The organism is Cellulomonas composti (assembly GCF_007990245.1).
GTDB lineage: Bacteria > Actinomycetota > Actinomycetes > Actinomycetales > Cellulomonadaceae > Cellulomonas > Cellulomonas composti.
Window position 1 is genome coordinate 153689 of sequence record NZ_BJWG01000003.1, and the last position, 19657, is coordinate 173345.

The 19657-nt window shown below is 73.8% G+C and carries 17 protein-coding genes; 4 read left to right on the forward strand and 13 right to left on the reverse strand.

Translation table 11 applies throughout. The features are described from left to right. Positions 1 to 11: 11 nt before the first annotated feature. The 3 genes from CCO02nite_RS04895 to CCO02nite_RS04905 all read right to left on the reverse strand — a co-directional run bounded on the left by CCO02nite_RS04895 (position 12) and on the right by CCO02nite_RS04905 (position 2784). A complete protein-coding gene (locus CCO02nite_RS04895) occupies positions 12 to 1061 on the reverse strand; it encodes a bifunctional riboflavin kinase/FAD synthetase (protein ID WP_146842121.1) in 1050 nt (349 codons plus the stop codon). Between the two features lie 71 nt (positions 1062 to 1132). After that, a complete protein-coding gene (gene truB, locus CCO02nite_RS04900) occupies positions 1133 to 2167 on the reverse strand; it encodes a tRNA pseudouridine(55) synthase TruB (protein ID WP_146841931.1) in 1035 nt (344 codons plus the stop codon). Next, on the reverse strand, positions 2164 to 2784 hold the full coding sequence (locus tag CCO02nite_RS04905) for a TetR/AcrR family transcriptional regulator (RefSeq protein ID WP_246117351.1): 621 nt from the start codon (positions 2782 to 2784) through the stop codon (positions 2164 to 2166). Before CCO02nite_RS04905 ends, truB begins: the two co-directional genes overlap by 4 nt. An 80-nt stretch (positions 2785 to 2864) precedes the next feature. Here CCO02nite_RS04905 and CCO02nite_RS04910 point away from each other — a divergent pair, with 80 nt between their 5' ends. Next, positions 2865 to 4316: a DHA2 family efflux MFS transporter permease subunit gene (locus CCO02nite_RS04910; RefSeq protein ID WP_146841932.1), complete on the forward strand. Its 1452-nt coding sequence runs from the start codon at positions 2865 to 2867 to the stop codon at positions 4314 to 4316. Between the two features lie 101 nt (positions 4317 to 4417). Here the strand turns inward: CCO02nite_RS04910 and rbfA are convergent, their stop codons facing one another. From rbfA to rimP, 5 genes are all read right to left on the reverse strand, one after another. Further along, a complete protein-coding gene (rbfA, locus tag CCO02nite_RS04915; protein ID WP_146841933.1) occupies positions 4418 to 4885 on the reverse strand; it encodes a 30S ribosome-binding factor RbfA in 468 nt (155 codons plus the stop codon). A gap of 171 nt (positions 4886 to 5056) precedes the next feature. Further along, complete coding sequence (infB, locus tag CCO02nite_RS04920) at positions 5057 to 7888, reverse strand: translation initiation factor IF-2 (protein WP_146841934.1); 2832 nt, start codon at positions 7886 to 7888, stop codon at positions 5057 to 5059. A 71-nt stretch (positions 7889 to 7959) separates the two neighbouring features. Further along, entirely contained in the window at positions 7960 to 8406 is a 447-nt protein-coding gene (locus tag CCO02nite_RS04925; RefSeq protein ID WP_146841935.1) for a YlxR family protein, read from the reverse strand. After that, positions 8403 to 9476: a transcription termination factor NusA gene (gene nusA / locus CCO02nite_RS04930; RefSeq protein WP_146841936.1), complete on the reverse strand. Its 1074-nt coding sequence runs from the start codon at positions 9474 to 9476 to the stop codon at positions 8403 to 8405. The genes CCO02nite_RS04925 and nusA overlap by 4 nt, the downstream gene beginning before the upstream one ends. Further along, positions 9476 to 10063: a ribosome maturation factor RimP gene (gene rimP, locus CCO02nite_RS04935; RefSeq protein WP_146841937.1), complete on the reverse strand. Its 588-nt coding sequence runs from the start codon at positions 10061 to 10063 to the stop codon at positions 9476 to 9478. Before rimP ends, nusA begins: the two co-directional genes overlap by 1 nt. Before the next feature lie 155 nt (positions 10064 to 10218). Here rimP and CCO02nite_RS04940 point away from each other — a divergent pair, with 155 nt between their 5' ends. Continuing rightward, a complete protein-coding gene (locus CCO02nite_RS04940; protein ID WP_146841938.1) occupies positions 10219 to 11415 on the forward strand; it encodes a DUF4439 domain-containing protein in 1197 nt (398 codons plus the stop codon). Positions 11416 to 11491: 76 nt separating this feature from the next. Here CCO02nite_RS04940 and CCO02nite_RS04945 read toward each other — a convergent pair whose 3' ends face one another. Further along, entirely contained in the window at positions 11492 to 13285 is a 1794-nt protein-coding gene (locus CCO02nite_RS04945) for a proline--tRNA ligase (RefSeq protein WP_146841939.1), read from the reverse strand. A gap of 76 nt (positions 13286 to 13361) precedes the next feature. On the opposite strand from CCO02nite_RS04945, the gene CCO02nite_RS04950 reads away from it, so the two are divergent. Continuing rightward, the gene (locus CCO02nite_RS04950) at positions 13362 to 14252 is read left to right on the forward strand and encodes an Fpg/Nei family DNA glycosylase (protein ID WP_146841940.1); all 891 of its coding nucleotides are present in this window, start codon (positions 13362 to 13364) and stop codon (positions 14250 to 14252) included. A gap of 100 nt (positions 14253 to 14352) precedes the next feature. Here the strand turns inward: CCO02nite_RS04950 and CCO02nite_RS04955 are convergent, their stop codons facing one another. From CCO02nite_RS04955 to CCO02nite_RS04965, 3 genes are all read right to left on the reverse strand, one after another. Continuing rightward, positions 14353 to 15252, reverse strand: coding sequence for a GNAT family N-acetyltransferase (locus tag CCO02nite_RS04955; protein ID WP_146841941.1), 900 nt, complete (start codon positions 15250 to 15252; stop codon positions 14353 to 14355). A 63-nt stretch (positions 15253 to 15315) separates the two neighbouring features. Then, a complete protein-coding gene (gene ispG / locus CCO02nite_RS04960; protein ID WP_146841942.1) occupies positions 15316 to 16476 on the reverse strand; it encodes a flavodoxin-dependent (E)-4-hydroxy-3-methylbut-2-enyl-diphosphate synthase in 1161 nt (386 codons plus the stop codon). Positions 16477 to 16553: 77 nt separating this feature from the next. Further along, on the reverse strand, positions 16554 to 16898 hold the full coding sequence (locus tag CCO02nite_RS04965; protein ID WP_146841943.1) for an iron chaperone: 345 nt from the start codon (positions 16896 to 16898) through the stop codon (positions 16554 to 16556). Between the two features lie 124 nt (positions 16899 to 17022). Here CCO02nite_RS04965 and gabT point away from each other — a divergent pair, with 124 nt between their 5' ends. Next, entirely contained in the window at positions 17023 to 18369 is a 1347-nt protein-coding gene (gene gabT, locus CCO02nite_RS04970) for a 4-aminobutyrate--2-oxoglutarate transaminase (RefSeq protein ID WP_146841944.1), read from the forward strand. On the opposite strand, the gene CCO02nite_RS04975 is transcribed toward gabT, so the two are convergent. Next, positions 18366 to 19649, reverse strand: coding sequence for a saccharopine dehydrogenase family protein (locus CCO02nite_RS04975; protein ID WP_146841945.1), 1284 nt, complete (start codon positions 19647 to 19649; stop codon positions 18366 to 18368). The two genes, gabT and CCO02nite_RS04975, sit on opposite strands and share 4 nt — an antisense overlap. Positions 19650 to 19657 lie beyond the last annotated feature (8 nt).

Consider the following 19657-nt stretch of genomic DNA (forward strand, 5'->3'; position numbering starts at 1 on the left):
CGCATGAGCACTCACCGCCAATCCGGCGAGGACGCCTCGCGATCGAGGACCACGCGGACGTCCTGCACGTCGCGGTGCATCTGCTCCGTGAGGGCGTCGATCGAGTCGAAGCGCAGCGTCGGGCGGAGCCGCTCGACGAGCTCGAGGACGACCTCCTCGTCGTACAGGTCGAGGTCCGTACGGTCGAGGACGTACGCCTCCACGCGCCGTTCCACACCGTCGAACGTCGGGTTGGTGCCGATCGAGACCGCAGCGGGAAGCGCTTCGGCGTCCTCCTGGGGAACCGGCGAGCCGTCCGGGCGCCGCGTCCGCCGCAGCCACCCCGCGTAGACACCGTCCGCGGGCACCATGCCGGCCGTCCGGCCGCTCGAGACCGGCGCGAGGTTGGCGGTCGGGAAGCCGAGCTCGCGACCGCGCGCGTCCCCGTGCACGACGACGCCGCGCAGCCGGTGCGGGCGTCCGAGCACCCGCGCGGCGCGTACGACGTCGCCCTCCTCGAGCAGCTCACGCACCCAGGTCGACGACCAACGCCGACGCAGCTCGTCGGCCGCACGGTCCTCCGCCGAACCCTCGTCGGCGGTCACCGACGGCCGGAGGTCGTCGATCACCTCGACGTCGAACCCGTGGTCGCGACCGAGCGCGACCATCGTCGACAGGTCGCCCGCGTTCTGCCACCCGAACCGCACGTCGCGCCCGACGACGACCGTGCGGGCGCGCAGGCCGTCGACCAGGTAGCGCTCGACGAACTCGCGCGGCGACTGTCGGGCGAACTCGAGCGTGTACGGCACGAGCAGCACGGCGTCCAGACCCGTCGCCGCGAGCAGCTCGAGGCGGTCCTCGTCGCCCGTCAGCAGCGGCGGCGCGTCCTGCGGCCGGTGCACCTGCAACGGGTGCGGCGTGAACGTCACGGCGACCGCCGCGCAGCCCGCCGCGCGCGCGTCGGCGCACATCCGCCGGAGCACGCTCGCGTGCCCACGGTGCACGCCGTCGAAGTTGCCGAGCGTGACGACGGTGGGCCCGAAGTCGGCAGGGATCTCGGCAAGGTCCGACCAGCGCAGCACGCGCCGATCATGCCACCGCTCGCCGCGCACCTGCGAGATGGGTCCGCCGGGTGCGGCGGCGTCGGGCGCGCTCACGCCGGCGCGAACACCAGCAGCGGCACGTCCTGCGCCCCCCGCCGCTCGAGCAGCGCGACGAGCGTGCCGTCGGGCGCGATCGCCGCGACGGGCCGCCGCTCCTCGTCGTCATCGGCCACGCCGTCGGGGACAGCGCCGTCGGGGACAGCACCGTCGGGGACAGCACCGTCGGGGACAGCACCGTCAAGGGCAGCGCCGTCACGAACGGCGGCGAGCCGCTGCCCGTACGACAGCGCACGCGCCTCGTCCCACGTCAGCGCGCGGACCCGGAAGATGCTGCGGGCCGCCTCGGCGAGCGCGAGCACGTCGATCGTGCGGTCCGGCGGCACGGCGCCGAGCTCGTCGAGCGTGCGCGCCACGTCGAGGCCGTACCCGCCCACGCGCGTGCGCCGCAGCGACGTCAGGTGCGCGCCGACGCCCAGGGCCACGCCGACGTCGCGTGCGAGCGCACGCACGTAGGTGCCCGACGAGACCGTGACCTGCACGTCCACGTCGAGCACCGCGAGCGGCGTGCCGTCGACCTCGATCCGTTCCGCGCGCAGCGCGACGACGTCGAACCGGCTGACCCTGGCGGGTCGCGCCGCGAGCTCGACGTCCTCGCCCGCACGCACCCGCTCGTACGCGCGGCGACCGTCGACCTTGATCGCCGAGACCGCGCTCGGAACCTGCAGGATGTCGCCGGTCAGCGCCGCGACGGCCCGCTCGACCTCGCCACGCCCGACATGCCCGGCGTCGTGCGTGGCGACGACGTCACCCTCGGCATCCTCGGTGCTCGTCGCGACCCCGAGGCGGATCGTCGCGTCGTAGTCCTTGTCCGCACCGACGACGTACGTGAGCAGTCGGGTCGCGCGGCCGATGCCGACGACGAGCACGCCCGTGGCCATCGGGTCCAGCGTGCCGGCGTGGCCCACCTTGCGCGTGCCCGCGAGCCGGCGCATCCGCGCCACGACGTCGTGGCTCGTGAGTCCCGCGGGCTTGTCGACGACGACGACGCCGTCGGGTGCGGTCGGCCGGCGCGGCGCGTCGGTCACGCGCTCGCCCGACCCTGCACCGCTTCGCCGACGCACGTCACCAGCGCGTCCAGACCGGCGTCCTCCCCCGCGTGCGCGGTCGCATCCACCGCCATCAGCACGTTGATGAGCATGCCGAACGCGACGAACTGTCGGGCCTCGTCCGACGACTCCCCCGTGCGCTCGATGAAGAGCCGGTAGGACTCGCCGAGACAGTGCCGCGCCGCACGCCCGACGGCCTCGTCGGTGCCCGCGATGAACCCGTGCATGATCAGGCGCAACAGGTCGCGGTCCGCCAGGAGCCGCACGTACGCATCACTCATCGCCTCGCGCGCGCCCGGCCCCGCCGGCGCCGACGAGAGCGCGGCAAGCACCTCGTCGACGGCCTGCTGGTACGCGGCGAGGAACAGCTCACGCTTGGAGCCGAACAGGCGCACGACGTACGGCTGCGAGACACCGGCCGCGCGGGCGACCTCGTCGGTGCTCGCGGCGTAGCCGCTCTCGGCGAACACGCGGCGGGCCGCGGCGAGGATCTGCTCGCGGCGCTCGGCGCCGGTCATCCGCGCGGACGGCTGGTCGGCGACCGCGGCGATGCGGGCGCCGACGGTGGGCGGCGGAGAGGGCAAGGTCCCGGGCATGGTTGACATGTTATCAGCCGATGCCTACCGTGGCGCTTGTTAGTAATCACTCAATGCCAACAAGCCTCAGGGGAACCCTCATGACCACCACCACCCCGCCGGGACTCGTCGAACCACAGCGCACCTCTCCCCTGCCGACGAGCGGCGCGGGTCCCGCGCTGCGTCGCGGTGGCACGGCGATCGCGCTGATCGCGGCGTCGCTCCCGATGTTCATGGCGACGCTCGACAACCTCGTCATGACGACCGCACTGCCGGTCCTGCGCACCGAGCTGTCCGCCTCGCTCGAACAGCTGCAGTGGATGGTGAACGCCTACACGCTCTCGTTCGCCTCGCTCATGATCGCCGCCGCGACCCTCGGCGACCGCCTCGGTCGTCGGCGCGTGTTCGTCGCGGGTATCGCGCTGTTCGCTGCCGCCTCGATCGCATCCGCCCTGGCGACGTCCGCCGGAGCCCTCATCGCCGCCCGGGCGGTCCAGGGCGCCGGCGCCGCGGCGATCATGCCCCTGTCGCTGACCCTGCTCGCCGCGGCGGTGCCCGCCAACCGTCGGGCCATGGCGATCGGCGTCTGGGGTGCGGTGTCCGGCCTCGGCGTGGCCCTGGGCCCGCTGATCGGCGGCGCCGTCGTCGAGGGCATCTCGTGGCAGGCGATCTTCTGGGTCAACGTGCCCGTCGCGCTCGTCGCCGTCCCGCTCGTGCTGCGCGTCCTGCCCGAGTCGTTCGGGCGCCTCCAGCGCATCGACGTCGCGGGCGTCCTGCTCGCCGGCCTCGGCGTCCTCGCGGTGGTCTGGGGCGTCATCCACGGCAACGACGACGGCTGGACGTCGGCTCGCGTCGTCGGCTCGTTCGTCGTGGGCATCGCGCTGCTCGGCGCCTTCCTGCTGCGCGAGTCCCGCACCGCGTACCCGCTCGTGCCGCTGCCGCTGTTCCGCGTGCGCTCGTTCTCGGTCGCGAACACCACTGCGTTCCTGTTCTCGGTCGGCGTCTTCGGCACCGTCTTCGTGCTCTCGCAGTACTTCCAGGTCGCGATGGGGTACTCGCCGCTGCAGGCGGGCATCCGTACGCTGCCGTGGACCGCGGCGCCCATGCTCGTCGCGCCGATCGCGGGCATGCTCGCTCCGCGCGTCGGCGTGCGGCCGCTCCTGGCGACCGGGCTCGCGCTGCAGTCCGTCGGCCTCGCCTGGCAGGCGTTCGTCGTGGGCGACGCGACCGTCTACGCGGACCTCGTCCCCGGCCTGGTCCTCGCGGGGGTCGGCATGGGCCTGACGTTCGCCCCCTCGGCCACGGCCGTGCTGGCCGACATGGGGTCCGACGACCACGGCACCGCGAGCTCGGTGAACGCCACGATCCGCGAGATCGGCGGTGCGGTCGGCGTCGCGGTCGTCGTGGCCGTCTTCACCGCCGCGGGTGGCGCGCTCACGCCGGAGGCCTTCGCCACCGGGCTGCGGCCGGCCGCGTTCGTCGGCGCCGCCGTCGTCGGGGCGGGCGCCGTGCTCGCGCTGCTCATGCCGCGCCGCACCGGCCTGATCGACTGACCGCGGGCGGGCTCCCCGGGCCCGGACAGCACGCGACCCCGCGGCCGGACGGCGTCGTCAGACGCATCCGGCCGCGGGGTCGCGGCACGTCCGTACGGCGCTCAGGCCGGACCGGCCACCACGTCCGTCTCGCCCTCGGCGGGGTCCGACTCGTCCGGGTGGCGGTAGGGGTCCGACTCCCCCGCGTAGGACGCGCGGGCCGCCAGCGCGGCGACCTCGGCGTCCCGACGAGCGGCGTCGGCGAGCGCAGCCTCGAGGTGCGCCGCCGTCTCCGGCACCGCGTCGAGATGGAAGGCGAGGGTCGGCGTGAGCCGGATCCCGGTCTGCTTTCCGACCTCGGAGCGGATGATGCCCTTGGCCGACTCGAGCGCCGCGGCACTCGCCGTGCGCTCCTCGTCGTCCCCGAGCACGGTGTAGAAGATGTCGGCGTGCTGCAGGTCGCCGGTGACCCGCACATCGGTCACCGTCACGAACCCGAGCCGCGGATCCTTGACCCGCGTGTCGAGCATCTGCGCAACCACCTGCTGCACCCGCTCGGCCAGCTTCCGAGCCCGTCCCGTATCACCCATCAGTCCCTCTCCTCCGCTCGTCGTCCCGACCCTCGCAGTGGGACTGGAGGGGGCCAGGACGGGTGTGGTGTGCACGCACGGCCGTGGTGGGCCTGGCGGGCGGCCGCCCCGTCAGGGGCGGCCGCCTGGTAGGCCGTGCGTGCACACCACACCCGGCCCAGAGCTGGCGGATCAGGCCCGCGGCTTCTCCCGCATCTCGAACGTCTCGATGACGTCCTCGACCTGCAGGTCGTTGTAGGACCCGAGCCCGATACCGCACTCGTAGCCCTCGCGGACCTCGGTCGCGTCGTCCTTGAACCGCTTGAGCGACTCGATCGTGAGGTTCTCGGCGATGACCTTGCCGCCGCGCAGCACGCGAGCCTTCGTGTTCCGGCGGATCTCGCCGGAACGCACGATGGCGCCGGCGATGTTGCCGAACTTCGAGGAGCGGAAGATCTCCCGGATCTCGGCGCTGCCGAGCTGGGCCTCCTCGTACTCCGGCTTGAGCATGCCCTTGAGCGCGGCCTCGACGTCGTCGATCGCCTGGTAGATGACCGAGTAGAAGCGCACGTCGACGCCCTCACGGTCGGCCAGGTCCTCGACACGCTCGGCGAACTTCACGTTGAAGCCGATGATGATCGCCGAGTCGACGGTCGCGAGGTTGACGTCGTTCTGCGTGATCGCACCGACACCGCGGTGGATGACACGCAGCTCGACCTCCTCGCCCACGTCGATCTTGAGCAGCGCGTCCTCGAGTGCCTCGACGGCACCGGACACGTCACCCTTGATGACGAGGTTGAGGGTCTCGACCTTGCCCTGCGCGAGCGCCTGCGTGAAGTCCTCGAGGCTGATGCGCTTGCGGCGCTTGGCCAGGAGGGCGGCGCGCTCGGCGGCCTCCCGCTTCTCGGCGATCTGACGGGCCGTGCGCTCCTCGGGAGCCACGATCAGCGTGTCGCCCGCGGACGGGACCGACGCCAGACCGAGCACCTGGACGGGGCGGGACGGACCCGCGACCGCGACGGTCTCGCCGTGCTCGTCGAACATCGCCCGGACGCGGCCGTAGGCCGTTCCCGCGACGATCGCGTCGCCGACGCGCAGCGTGCCGGACTGCACCAGCACGGTCGCCACCGCGCCGCGGCCCTTGTCGAGGTTCGCCTCGATCGCGACACCGCGTGCGTCCTTGTCGGGGTTCGCCCGCAGGTCGAGCGCGGCGTCCGCCGTGAGCAGCACGGCCTCGAGCAGCTGGTCGATGCCCTGGTTCTGCTTCGCGGAGACGTCGACGAACATCGTGTCGCCGCCGTACTCCTCGGCCACCAGGTTGTACTCGGTGAGCTGCTGGCGGATCTTGGCGGGGTTGGCCCCCTCCTTGTCCACCTTGTTGACCGCGACCACGATCGGGACGCCGGCCGCCTGGGCGTGGTTGAGCGCCTCGATCGTCTGGGGCATCACGCCGTCGTCCGCCGCGACCACGAGGATCGCGATGTCCGTCACCTGCGCACCACGCGCACGCATGGCGGTGAACGCCTCGTGACCCGGGGTGTCGATGAACGTGATGGGCCGCTCGATGCCCTCGTGCTCCTTGGTGACCTGGTAGGCACCGATGTGCTGCGTGATGCCGCCGGCCTCGCCCGCGACGACGTCCGTGGACCGGATGGCGTCGAGGAGCTTGGTCTTGCCGTGGTCGACGTGACCCATGACGGTGACGACCGGCGGGCGCGCCTGCAGGTCGTCGTCGCCCTCGGCCTCGAGCTCGGCGTCCAGGTCGATGTCGAAGGCCCCGAGCAGCTCGCGGTCCTCCTCCTCGGCCGAGACCATCTCGATGACGTAGCCGAGCTCGGCCGCGAGCGTGCCGAACGTGTCCTCGTCGAGCGACTGCGTCGCCGTGGCCATCTCACCGAGGTGGAACAGCACCGTGACGAGCGAGGCCGGGTTGGCGTCGATCTTGTCGGCGAAGTCGTTGAGCGACGAGCCGTGCCGCAGGCGGACGACCGTCGAGCCGTTGCCGCGCGGGACGGACACGCCGCCCAGCGACGGCGCCTGCATCTGCTCGAACTCCTGGCGCTTCGCCCGCTTGGACTTGCGGCCACGGACGGGACGCCCGCCGGCACGCCCGAAGGCGCCCTGCGTGGAGCCACGACCGGCGCCGCCGGGACGACCGCCACCGCCGCCAGGACGACCGGCGAAGCCGCCGCCACCGGCAGGTGCACCGCCGCCGCCGGGACCCGGACGACCGCCGGCACCGCCACGGGCGCCGCCACCGGCACCGCCACGCGCACCACCGGGCGCCGGACGCTCACCGGGGCGGCCGACGCCGCTCTGGGTGCGGCCGGGCATCATGCCCGGGTTGGGACGCGGGCCGCCGGGGCGGGGGCCGCCGGGACGCGGACCGCCGGGACGCTCGCCGGCCGGGGCGCCCGGGGCGCTCTCGGTACGACGCTCGCCCGGACGGGGCATGCCCTGCGACGGCGCGAACGGGTTGTTGCCCGGACGCGGACCACCGGGGCGCGGACCGCCGGAACGCTCGCCCTGGCGGGGCATGCCCTGCGACGGCGCGAACGGGTTGTTGCCGGGACGGGCCGCCGCCGGACGCGGGGCACCCGGACGCGGGGCACCGCCACCCGTGCTCGACCCGGCCGCACGTGCGGCCGGCGCTACGGGCGCGGGAGCAGCCGGAGCCGCGGGACGGCTCGGCGCGGGTGCGGCGGGTGCGGGTGCGGCCGGCGCGGGTGCGGCCGGTGCAGGCACCGCTGCGGCCGGAGCCGCTGCGACTGGTGCCGCGGCGGGCGCGGGGGCCGGGGCCGCCGGAGCCGGGGTTGCCGGTCGAGCCGACGCGGGCTTGGCCGCGGGCTCGGGAGCACCGCCGCCGGACGCCGGGAACGTGTCGCGCAGCTTGCGCACGACGGGGGGCTCGATCGTCGAGGACGCCGAACGGACGAACTCACCCATCTCGGTGAGCGTCGTCATGATCTTCTTGCTGTCGACGCCGAGCTCTTTCGCGAGCTCGTAGACGCGAAGCTTCGCCACTTCTCTCCTGTCTCGGTCCGCCCGAGACAGGGTCGGACCGTCGTTAGTGCGAGGTACTCATCGCTGGGCACTCATCGGTGCGTACTCATCGGGTAGCCATCGGCTTCCAACCCGCTTCCCTCTTCGACGGTCGGCGTCGGGGAGCCCGTCCGGAGACGGGCCGACGTCGTGTGCTGGTGCTCGAGGTGCTCGGCCACCGCCGTGACGTCGGGCGCGCCCTGCAACCGCAGGGCCCGTCCGAACGCGCGACGGCGGGTCGCGAGCTCGAGGCAGCCAGGATCTGGGTGCAGCCACGCACCCCGACCCGGCATCCGGCGCCGCACGTCCACGACAAGCACGGGAGCTCCCGTCTCCGTCGCAGCGGCGACCACCCTCAGCAGGGTCGACCTCGGACCAGTGGCTCGGCACCCGACGCACGTGCGAACGGGGCCCACCACAACCTGGTCGGGGGGCACCTGTGCATGCAGGGGGCGCCGGGCTTCCAGCCCAGCGTCGTCGAGTCTACCCCCGCGGCTCACCGTTCGTGACCGTCGCCGCCCGTCGCCGGGGGCGTCACGGTGCTGGACGGGGTGCCGGACGGGTTGCCGGGCGCCGCGTCGGACAGGACCTCCGCGTCGGACCGGATGTCGATCCGCCAGCCGGTCAGCTTGGCCGCGAGGCGCGCGTTCTGGCCCTCCTTGCCGATGGCCAGCGAGAGCTGGTAGTCCGGCACGACGACCCGCGCCGCACGCGCGACCGGGTCCACGATCGTGACCGAGACGACGCGCGAGGGCGACAGCGCGTGCGCGATCATCTCGGCCGGGTCGTCGGAGTGGTCGACGATGTCGATCTTCTCCCCGTGCAGCTCGGCCATGACGGCCCGCACCCGGCCGCCCATCGGGCCGATGCACGCACCCTTGGCGTTCACGCCGGGGACGGTCGCGTAGACCGCCATCTTGGTGCGATGACCGGCCTCGCGGGCCAGCGCCGTGATCTCGACGGTCCCGTCGGCGACCTCCGGCACCTCGAGCGCGAACAGCTTGCGCACCAGCCCGGGATGCGTGCGCGAGAGCGTGACCTGCGGGCCGCGGGGACCGCGCGCGACCTCCAGCACGTAGCCACGGATGCGCTCACCGTGGACGTACTGCTCGCCGGGCACCTGCTCGTGCGCGGGCAGCACCGCCTCGATGCCACCGACCTCCACGTGCACCGTGCGCGGGTCGGAGCCCTGCTGGATGACGCCGCCGATGACCTCGCCCTCCTTGCCCCGGAACGCGCCGAGCACCTGGTCGTCCTCGGCGTCGCGCAGGCGCTGCACGATGACCTGCCGCGCGGTGGAGGTCGCGATGCGCCCGAACCCGTCGGGCGTGTCGTCGAACTCGGGGGCCTCCGGCAGCGGCTCCCCCTCGTCGTCGAGCACGACGGGCTCACGCGCCCAGACGGTCACGTGACCGGTCTTGCGATCGACCTCGACCCGCGCGCGCGGCTGTGCGCCCGGCGTGCGGTGGTACGCGGACAGCAGCGCCTGCTCGATCGCCTCGACGAGCACGTCGAGCCCGATCTCGCGCTCGTGCTCGAGGCTCCGCAGCGCCTGCATGTCGATGTCCATCAGATCTCCTGTCCCGCGGCGGGCGCACCGGAGCGCTCCCCGCCGTTCTCGTCGTCGGAGCCGAGCCCCGACAGGTCCACCTGCACACGCGCATCGGCGATCGCCGTGAGCTCGAGGCTCACCGGCGCGCCCTCGCGCGGACGTCTGCCCTTCACGCCGGGCGTCACCGGCACGACGACGACGATGTCGCGTGCCGCGCCGTCGTCGTCCGTCTGCTCGACGGCCACCAGCCGCCCGGAGATGTTGTCGCCGCTCGTCGTGCGCACGCGGACCGTGCGACCGACGGCGCGCAGGAAGTGCCGGCGCTGCGTGAGCGGACTCTCCGCGCCCCGACTGCCCACCTCGAGCGTGTAGTGGCCCGGCACCAGGTCGTCGTGCTCGTCGAGCGCCGCGGAGATCGCGCGCGTCGCGTCCGCGATCCGGTCGAGGTCCAGGTCCAGGTCCTCGTCCTGCGGCACGTCGAGCGCGATCTCGACGAGCGTGGTCCCGCCGGTGCGCCGCACGACGACGTCGTCGAGCACGAGACCGACGGACTCGACGACCGGTGCGAGCACGGAGCGCAGTCGCTGCGGGGGCGCGTCGGCCATGACCGCCTCCTTCCCGCTCCTGGGTCCGCGCGCACGGCTCGACCCTGTGATGTTGTGGTCCCCCAGCCTAACGAGTCCCGCGCCGCCCGCCCGGCGCTGCCCGGCGCACCGAGGCTGTCGTGGCAGGATCACCGCGACGACCAGGAGGTGAGCGCGTGGCAACGAGCACGGCAGGACGCACGACGAACGGTCCGACGAGCACGCGCGCGCACCGCGCGCCGGCCCGCGGCGTCCTCGTCGTCGTGCTCGCCGCGCTCGTCGCGACCTTGACGGGGTGCGGGCTGCGCCTCGAGACGCCGCCACCGCCCGAGCCGTCGCCCGACGCGCTCGAGCAGGTCAGGGCCCGCGGTGTCGACGACGCGCTCACGCTCGTCGACGTCGCGAACCGCGCGCTCGGCACGTCCGCGATGGGCTCCGACGCGCCGAGCCCGACGACGAGCCCGACGACGAGCGAGGCAACGCCCGACGCCGTCGACCCGGTCAGCGCGGTGCTGACCGACGTCGTGACGTTCTCGACCGCGCACGCCGACCAGCTCGGCGGCGAGTACGTGTCGGGGCTCGCGACGCCGGCGGCCTCCCCCGGCGAGCCCGCCACACCCGCGCCAGCGACGGCGCAGGACGTGCTCGACCTGCTGGCCGACACCTCGGCCACGGCTCGGACCGACACGGACGCCGTCACCGACGGTCCGCTCGCGCGGCTGCTCGGCTCGGTCGCCACCGCGCGTGCCCAGCTCATGACGCGGCTCGCCGCCGCGGCGGACCTCCCGGTCCCCGAGCAGCCCGCCGATCCGGCCGCACCCTCGGCGACGCCCACGGCGACCCCGACCGGGGTCTCGTCGGACCCGACGACCGACCCGACGACGGACCCGGCGACGGACCCGGGAGCCGACCCGGGTGCGGAGCCGACCTCCGACAGCGAGCTGCCCGTCGACGCGATCGGCGACCTCGTGCTCACGCACGACCAGGCGGGCTACGCGTTCGAGGTCATCGCGGCGCACCGCGCCGACGCCGCACAGGATCTCGCGTTCGCGCAGGCGCAGCGACACCGGGCCGCGGCGCAGTCGTGGGCGGTCGCCGCGGGGATCGACGGCACCGAGCAGGACCCGCGGCTCGCGGCGTACGCGCTGCCGGCGGGGATCGACGACCCCGACGTCGGCCAGGCGTTGGCACGCTCGTCGGAGCAGGCGATCGCCGCGGCGTACGCGAACGCCGTCGGCGCGGCCCCGGCGGGGACGCGCACGCCGTACCTCGACGGACTGCGGGACGCGATCGCGGCGGCGGGCGCGTGGGGCGCGGCACCCGTCGCGTTCCCCGGGCTCCCGGAGCAGGCGAGCGCCGCCACGGACGGCTGACCGACCGGCATCTGACCGACCTGGATCTGACCGACCTGGAACTGACCGACCTGGAACTGACCGACCGGCAGCAGCTCTACAGCAGTGCGGCGACCCTCGCGGCGACGACCTCGGCCGCGTCCACGACCGGGACCTGCTGGGCGTCGCCGCCCGCACGCGGACGGACCTCGACCACGCCGTCCGCCAGACCCCGGCCCACGACCACGACGAGCGGCACGCCCAGCAGCTCGGCATCGGCGAACTTGACGCCGGGCGAGACCTTCGGGCGATCGTCGTAGAGCACCTCGACGCCGCGCGCGGACAGGCCCCGCGCGAGCTCGTCGGCGGCCTGGAACACCGCCTCGTCCCTGCCGGTGGCCACGACGTGCACGTGCGCGGGTGCGACGTGCGCGGGCCAGGCGAGGCCCTTGTCGTCGTGGTTGGCCTCGGCGAGCGCCGCGAGGACCCGGGTCACGCCCACGCCGTACGAGCCCATCGTCACGACCTGTGCCTTGCCGTTCTGGTCGAGCACCGTCAACCCGAGCGCCTGGGCGTACTTGCGGCCGAGCGCGAAGATGTGGCCGATCTCGATGCCCCGCGCGAGCTCGAGCGGACCCGAGCCGTCGGGGGCGGGGTCGCCCGCGCGCACCTCGGCGGCCTCGACCGTGCCGTCGGCGGTGAAGTCCCGGCCCGCGACGAGGTCGAACACGTGCTTGCCGGGCAGGTTCGCGCCGGTGATCCACCGCGTGCCGGGCACGACACGCGGGTCGAGCAGGAAACGGATCGCGGTGCGTCCCTCGTCGTCGAGGGCGAGCCCGTCGACGTTCGGACCGAGCGCCCCGGGGCCGATGTACCCCTTCACGAGCTCGGGGTGCGCGGCGAAGTCGGCCTCGCCCGCGGCCTCGACCTCGGCGGGTGCCACGGCGGCCTCGAGCCGCTTGAGGTCGACCTCACGGTCGCCCGGCAGGCCGACCACGAGCAGCTCACGACTGCCGGTCGGCTGCACGAGCACGAGGACGACGTTCTTCAGCGTGTCCGCGGCGGTCCAGGCGCGGTCCGGCCGCGCGAACCGTTCGTTGGCGACCGCCACGAGCGACTCGATCGTCGGGGTGTCCGGGGTGTCCTCGACGTGCGCCGCGGGCGCGTCGTCGTACGGCAGCGCGTCCGGCACGACCGTCGTGACGGCCTCGACGTTCGCCGCGTACCCACCGGCGCTGCGGACGAACGTGTCCTCTCCGATCGGCGTCGGCGTGAGGAACTCCTCGGAGCGCGACCCGCCCATCGCGCCGGACGTCGCGGCGACGATGACGTACTCGAGCCCGAGCCGGTCGAAGATGCGCTCGTAGGCGTCGCGCTGCGCCTGGTACGAGGCGTCCAGGCCGGCGTCGTCGACGTCGAAGGAGTACGCGTCCTTCATGACGAACTCGCGCCCGCGGATCAGGCCTGCGCGCGGGCGGGCCTCGTCGCGGTACTTCGTCTGGATCTGGAACAGCGTCAGCGGCAGGTCCTTGTACGAGGAGTACAGGTCCTTGACCAGCAGCGTGAACATCTCCTCGTGCGTCGGCGCGAGCAGGTAGTCGCCGCCCTTGCGGTCCTTGAGCCGGAAGATGTTGGGCCCGTACTCGGTCCAGCGGCCCGTCGCCTCGTACGGCTCCTTGGGCAGCAGCGCCGGGAAGTGCACCTCCTGCGCGCCCGCGGCGGTCATCTCCTCGCGGACGACGGCCTCGACCTTGGCGAGCACGCGCAGGCCGAGCGGCAGCCAGGTGTAGATCCCGGGGGCGGCGCGGCGGATGTAGCCCGCGCGCACGAGCAGGCGGTGGCTCGCCACCTCGGCGTCGGCGGGGTCCTCGCGCAGCGTGCGGACGAACAACGTGGACATACGCAGGAGCATGGTCGGAAGCCTAGTTGTCCCCGGCGCCCGTGCCGGACGGGCTGACGGCGTGGGCGTCATGCGCCACGATGGGCGGGTGCCCGAGCTCCCCGAGGTCGAGGCGCTCGCGCAGTTCCTGGGCGGGCGCGCCACCGGCCGGTCCGTCGCCGCGGTGTCGATCGGCCAGATCAGCGCTCTCAAGACGTTCCGGCCGCCGCCGGGCGCGCTCGTCGGGTGCGAGGTGGTCGACGTCTCGCGGCACGGCAAGTGGCTCGACCTCATGGTCGCGACGGGCACCGGAGAGCCGTTGCACCTCGTCTGGCACCTGTCCCGTGCGGGCTGGGTGCGCTGGTCGGACGCACTGCCCGCGACGCCGGTCCGGCCCGGGAAGTCACCGCTCGCGCTGCGCGTGGGGCTCGACGACGGCTCCGGCTTCGACCTCACCGAGCAGGGCACACGCAAGCGCCTCGCGGTCTACGTGGTCGAGGACCCGTTCGACGTCCCGCAGGTCGCGTCGCTCGGCGTCGAGCCTCTCTCGTCGGACTTCACGCGCGAGCGCTTCGGGGAGCTGCTCGCCTCCCGGAACCAGCAGGTCAAGGGCCTCCTGCGGGACCAGGGCACCATCGCGGGCATCGGCAACGCGTACTCCGACGAGATCCTGCACGCCGCCCGCACCTCGCCGTTCGCGCTCACCGGCAAGCTGTCCGACGAGCAGGCGGACACCATCTACGCCGCGATCCGCGACGTGCTCACCGCGGCGGTGGACGCCGCCTCCGGCAAGCCCGCCGCCGAGCTCAAGGACGCCAAGCGCCGCGGCATGCGCGTGCACGCCCGCACCGGCGAGCCCTGCCCCGGCTGGGACGGCACGCCGTGCGGCGACACCGTCCACGAGGTGTCCTTCGCCGACTCGTCGCTCCAGTACTGCCCCACCTGCCAGACCGGCGGCAAACCCCTGGCCGACCGCCGCCTCTCCCGCCTCCTGCGCTGACCCGCCCGGCGCCCCGGCCGTTCGGGCCGCGCGGGCGTGCGGTGGGTGGACGTCCCGTCGCGTGCCGGCGGGAGGACCACCCGCAGCGCGGGTGCTCGGCCTAGAACAGGACCGTGGCGTAGGAGCCGACCTGGCGGAAGCCGACGGCGCGGTAGGCGGCGATGGCGCGTGCGTTGTACGCGTTGACGTACAGCGAGACGACGGGGGCGACGTGCCTGCGGGTGTGCTCGACGATCGCGGCCATGCCGCCCTCGGACAGGCGCTCGCCACGGCGGTCGGGGGCGACCCACACGCCCTGGACCTGGGCGACGCCGCCGGCGACCGCGCCGAGCTCGCCCTTGAAGACGACGCGGGGGGTGCCGTCGAGCCCGGGTTCCATGCGCACCAGCGAGCGGCCCTGCTCGACGAGGTGGCGCACCCGCGTCTCGTACGGGCCGTGGGGGCCGGACGCGGGTGAGTAGCCGACCTCCTCGGTGAACATCCGCACGCATGCGGGCAGGACGGCGCCGAGCTCGTCGGACCGGGAGCAGCGCACCCACCGGTCCGGGGCGACGGTCGGCGAGTGGTCGATCACCATCGACGGCTGGTCGTCGCGCACCTCGCGCACGCCGGGCCACGCGGGGCGCAGCAGCCGCCAGACGGCGAGCACGGCCGGCGCAGGTCCGACGATCGAGGAGCAGCGGCGGCCGCCCTGGGCGGCCAGGCCCGCGAACGACTCGATCGCGGCCTGCGCGACCCGCTCGTCGGCGACGGGTACCACGGGCACCATGTTCGGCCCGGCCCAGCAGATCGCGACGAGCACGCCCTCGTGGACGTAGCCCCACAGCACCCCGCCGGCGGCCGCCAGCCCGACGAGCCGTGCGTGCTCGAGCCGAGCGGTGGCGAGCACGGAGCCGACCGGGTCGAGCGCGCACACCCGCAGCGCCGCACCGAGGTCGACGTCCGTCAGGACCCGACCACCGGAACGACGGTCGAGCGTCGTCGCGCGCCGTGGCCCCATGAGGGGATTGTGCCTCACCCGCCTGTGCGCCGCGGGTCGGAAACCCGTACGGGTCCGCGACGATCAGCGGACGCTGACCACCGGCACGCCCGAGCCCGACTCGACCGGGTCCATCGACTCGGCGATCCGCATGGCCTCCTCGATCAGGGTCTCGACGATCTGCGACTCGGGGACGGTCTTGACGACCACACCCTTGACGAAGATCTGGCCCTTGCCGTTGCCGGACGCGACGCCGAGGTCCGCCTCACGCGCCTCCCCGGGGCCGTTGACGACGCAACCCATCACGGCCACGCGCAACGGCACCTCGAGGCCCTCGAGCCCGGCCGTGACGCGCTCCGCGAGCGTGTAGACGTCCACCTGGGCGCGTCCGCACGACGGGCACGAGACGATCTCGAGCTTGCGCGGCCGCAGGTTGAGCGACTGCAGGATCTGGATGCCGACCTTGACCTCTTCGACGGGCGGCGCGGACAGCGAGACCCGGATCGTGTCCCCGATGCCCTTGCTCAGCAGCGCGCCGAACGCGGTCGCGGACTTGATCGTGCCCTGGAACGCCGGGCCGGCCTCGGTCACGCCGAGGTGCAGCGGCCAGTCGCCCCGCTCGGAGAGCAGCTCGTAGGCGCGGACCATGACGACCGGGTCGTTGTGCTTGACCGAGATCTTGAAGTCGTGGAAGTCGTGCTCCTCGAACAGCGACGCCTCCCAGACGGCGGACTCGACGAGCGCCTCGGGGGTCGCCTTGCCGTACTTGGCGAGCAGGCGGGGGTCGAGCGAGCCGGCGTTGACGCCGATCCGCAGGCTGACACCGGCGGCGGCCGCCGCCTTCGCGATCTCGCCGACCTGGTCGTCGAACTTGCGGATGTTGCCCGGGTTCACCCGCACCGCGGCGCAGCCTGCGTCGATCGCGGCGAACACGTACTTGGGCTGGAAGTGGATGTCGGCGATCACCGGGATCTGCGACTTGCGCGCGATCGCGGGCAGCGCGTCCGCGTCGTCCTGGCTGGGCACCGCGACGCGCACGATGTCGCAGCCGGCGGCCGTGAGCTCGGCGATCTGCTGCAGCGTGCGGTTGATGTCGGTGGTCGGCGTGGTCGCCATGGACTGCACCGAGACCGGCGCGTCACCGCCGACCTCGACCTTGCCCACGCGGATCTTGCGGGTCGGACGGCGCGGCGCCAGCACGGGCGCGGGCGCCTCGGGCATGCCCAGGGAGATCGGAACGCTCACCGCCCCATCATCGCACCGCGCCGCGGGCGGACCTGCCGAGCCCTGCGCACGCGCCGTGAGGGTCTCGTGCAGGCGCGTCAGCCGTCGATCTCGGCGCGACGGGCGAGCACGAGCCGGTCGAGCACGTCGTCGGGCAGCGGGTGCTCGGGCGTGAACCGGACCGTGCCCTTCGCGGTCGAGAAGTCGCCCAGCTCGTCGCGGACGGTGTCCAGCGCCGGCGGGCTGAACGGGTAGAGCCCGATGTGCCCCTTGGCCACCATGACCGACAGCAGCGGCTTGCCGCGATAGCGCAGCGCGGGCATGCCGTAGCCCACGCCGTCCTCGGCCTCGGGCACCAGCGAGCGCGCCCGCGCGTAGACGTGCCCGACGACCTCGCGGGTCCCGTCCGGCAGTCCCTCGAGGTAGTCGGAAAGCTCGCTCACCCGGGCAGGCTAGACCCGCTCCCCCCGTCGCGCCGCTCAGCCCGTCGCCGGGATGACGTCCGTCTCGGCGGATTCCGTCGCCCGGACGCTTCCGGAGCGATGAGATCCGCACTACCGTCCCTCCATGACCACTGTTTCCGTCCCCGCCACCCCCCTCGAGCAGCGTCGAGTCCTGCGCACGGCGATCCCGGGTCCGCGCTCGGTCGCGCTCGGTGAGCGCCGTCGCGCGGCCGTCGCGGCGGGCGTGTCCTCGACGCTGCCCGTCTACGTGTCGCGGGCGGCCGGTGCGGTCATCGAGGACGTCGACGGCAACGTGCTGGTGGACCTGGGTTCCGGCATCGCGGTGACGTCCGTCGGCGCGAGCTCCCCCGAGGTGGCCGCCGCCGTCGCGGCGCAGGCGGCGGACTTCACGCACACCTGCTTCATGATCAGCCCCTACGAGGAGTACGTCGCCGTGTGCGAGGGCCTCGCACGCCTCACGCCCGGCACGCACGAGAAGCGCTCGCTGCTGGTGAACTCGGGCGCCGAGGCCGTCGAGAACGCCGTGAAGATCGCCCGGCGCGCGACCGGCCGGTCCGCCGTGCTCGTGCTCGACCACGCGTACCACGGGCGCACCAACCTCACGATGGCGATGACCGCGCGGGCGATGCCGTACAAGACCGGCTTCGGTCCGTTCGTTGGCGAGGTCTACCGCGTGCCGGCGTCCTACCCGCTGCGCGACCCGTCGGGGATGACCGGCGAGCAGGCGGCCCGACGCGCGATCGACGTCGCCGAGCGGCAGGTCGGCGCCGACCAGGTGGCCGCGCTCGTCGTCGAGCCGATCCTGGGCGAGGGTGGCTTCGTCGTGCCGGCACCCGGCTTCCTGCGGACGCTCGCGGCATGGGCGGCCGACAAGGGCATCGTGTTCGTCGCCGACGAGGTGCAGACCGGCTTCGCGCGTACGGGCTCGATGTTCGCCAGCGACCACGAGGGCGTCGTCCCCGACCTGATCGCGCTGGCCAAGGGCATCGCCGGCGGCCTGCCGCTCGGTGCCGTCACCGGGCGCGCCGACCTGCTCGACGCGGTCCACCCCGGCGGCCTGGGCGGAACGTTCGGCGGCAACCCGATCGCGTGCGCGGCCGCGCTGGCCTCGCTGCAGATCTACGAGCGCGACGACCTGGCCGGCGCCGCCCGGGCGATCGAGGCGGCGGTCGTCCCGCGACTTCGGGCTCTGCAGGCCCGCGTGCCGGCGGTGGCCGACGTCCGCGGCCGCGGCGCGATGCTCGCCGTCGAGCTCGTCGTGCCGGGCTCGCTCGAACCCGACAAGGCCGCGGCGCAGAAGGTCGCGGCGGCGTGCGCCGCGCAGGGCGTGCTCGTGCTCACGTGCGGCACGTGGGGCAACGTCCTGCGTCTCCTGCCCCCGCTGGTCATCGGGCTCGACCTGCTCGACGAGGCGCTCACCGTGCTGGAGGAAGCCCTGCTGGCCCTCTAGGACGGATCGCGTTCCTCGAGGCCCCACGGCGAGCCGTAGCCCTGGGGCGTCGGCGCCGCGAGCAGCTCGAGGAACGGGACCGCGTCGAACGCCTCCGGGCCGAGCACCCCGGTGCCCGACCAGGTACCGGCCGCGAGGAGCTCGAGCGCGACGACGGGGTTGACCGCGGTCTGCCACACGACGCACTGCGCGCCGTACTCGGCCATCGACCACGCGTTGTCGACGAGGTGGTACAGGTAGACCTCTCGCGGCGCACCGTCCTTGCCGGTGCCGGTGACCAGCAGGCCGGCACAGGTCGAGCCCGTCATCCGAGGGCCGATCGTGGCGGGGTCGGGCAGCGCCGCGGCGACGACGTCGCGGGGGCTCACCGGCACGCCGCGGACGGTCACCGGCTCGGTCCTGTCGAGGCCGAGTCGGTGCAGGGTCTGCAGCACGCCGATGAACTCCTCGCCGAGCCCGTACTTGAACGTCACCTTGCGGGCGTCCACCCAGCGCGGCATGAGGAGCACCTCCTCGTGCTCGACGTGCACGCACTCGACGTCGCCGATCGGATCCGGGAACCGGAACACCTCGGGCTCGTGGAACGGCGCCACGGTGAACCAGCCGTCCTGGAGCCCGGCGCCGGCCTCGGCCCGGTCCGCCGACCAGATGACCGGCGGGTTCAGGCACTCCTCGATCGTGGTCCAGATGGAGAACGACGGCGCGAAGATGGGCTCACCGGCCTCCCCGAGCACCTCGAGGTTGGCGCCGTCGCGCACGCCGAGCTCGTCGATCGCTCCGAACAGGTGGTCCGCGGCATACCGGGCGAAGACGTCGGACAGGCCCGGCTCGACACCGATGCCGACCAGCGCGAGCCGGCCGTCGGCCTCCCACTGCGCGGCCTGCGCGAACTGCTCGTCGCCCAGCTTGACGCCGGGCAGCTCGTACGGACGCTCCGGGTGCGCGTGCGACAGGGACATCGCCATGTCGAGGTAGTGCGCGCCCGCCGCCCGGACACCCTCGAAGATCGGCAGCACGAACCGCGGGTCGACCGCGTTGAGCACGTGGGTGGCGCCGTGCTCGCGCACCAGGGCCTCGACCGCCTCGGCGCTCGAGGCGTCGACCACCGCCGCCAGGAACCTGCCGCCGACGACGTCGTGCGCGCTCGCCGCCTCGACCGTGCGCTGCGCGCGCCCGAGGTCGACGTCGGCCACCACGAGCCGCTCGAAGAACCGCCGCCGCGCCGCGATCCGGGCGACCGCGTCGCCCACGCCACCAGAACCGACCACCAGGACCCGCACGAGACCCG

Coding starts and splice junctions, on each gene's coding strand:
- rbfA (WP_146841933.1), bottom strand. CDS start 4,885: ATGGGTGATACGGGACGGGCTCGGAAGCTGGCCGAGCGGGTGCAGCAG.
- gabT (WP_146841944.1), top strand. CDS start 17,023: ATGACCACTGTTTCCGTCCCCGCCACCCCCCTCGAGCAGCGTCGAGTC.
- CCO02nite_RS04910 (WP_146841932.1), top strand. CDS start 2,865: ATGACCACCACCACCCCGCCGGGACTCGTCGAACCACAGCGCACCTCT.
- CCO02nite_RS04905 (WP_246117351.1), bottom strand. CDS start 2,784: ATGCCCGGGACCTTGCCCTCTCCGCCGCCCACCGTCGGCGCCCGCATC.
- nusA (WP_146841936.1), bottom strand. CDS start 9,476: ATGGACATCGACATGCAGGCGCTGCGGAGCCTCGAGCACGAGCGCGAG.
- CCO02nite_RS04955 (WP_146841941.1), bottom strand. CDS start 15,252: ATGGGGCCACGGCGCGCGACGACGCTCGACCGTCGTTCCGGTGGTCGG.
- rimP (WP_146841937.1), bottom strand. CDS start 10,063: ATGGCCGACGCGCCCCCGCAGCGACTGCGCTCCGTGCTCGCACCGGTC.
- CCO02nite_RS04945 (WP_146841939.1), bottom strand. CDS start 13,285: ATGCTCCTGCGTATGTCCACGTTGTTCGTCCGCACGCTGCGCGAGGAC.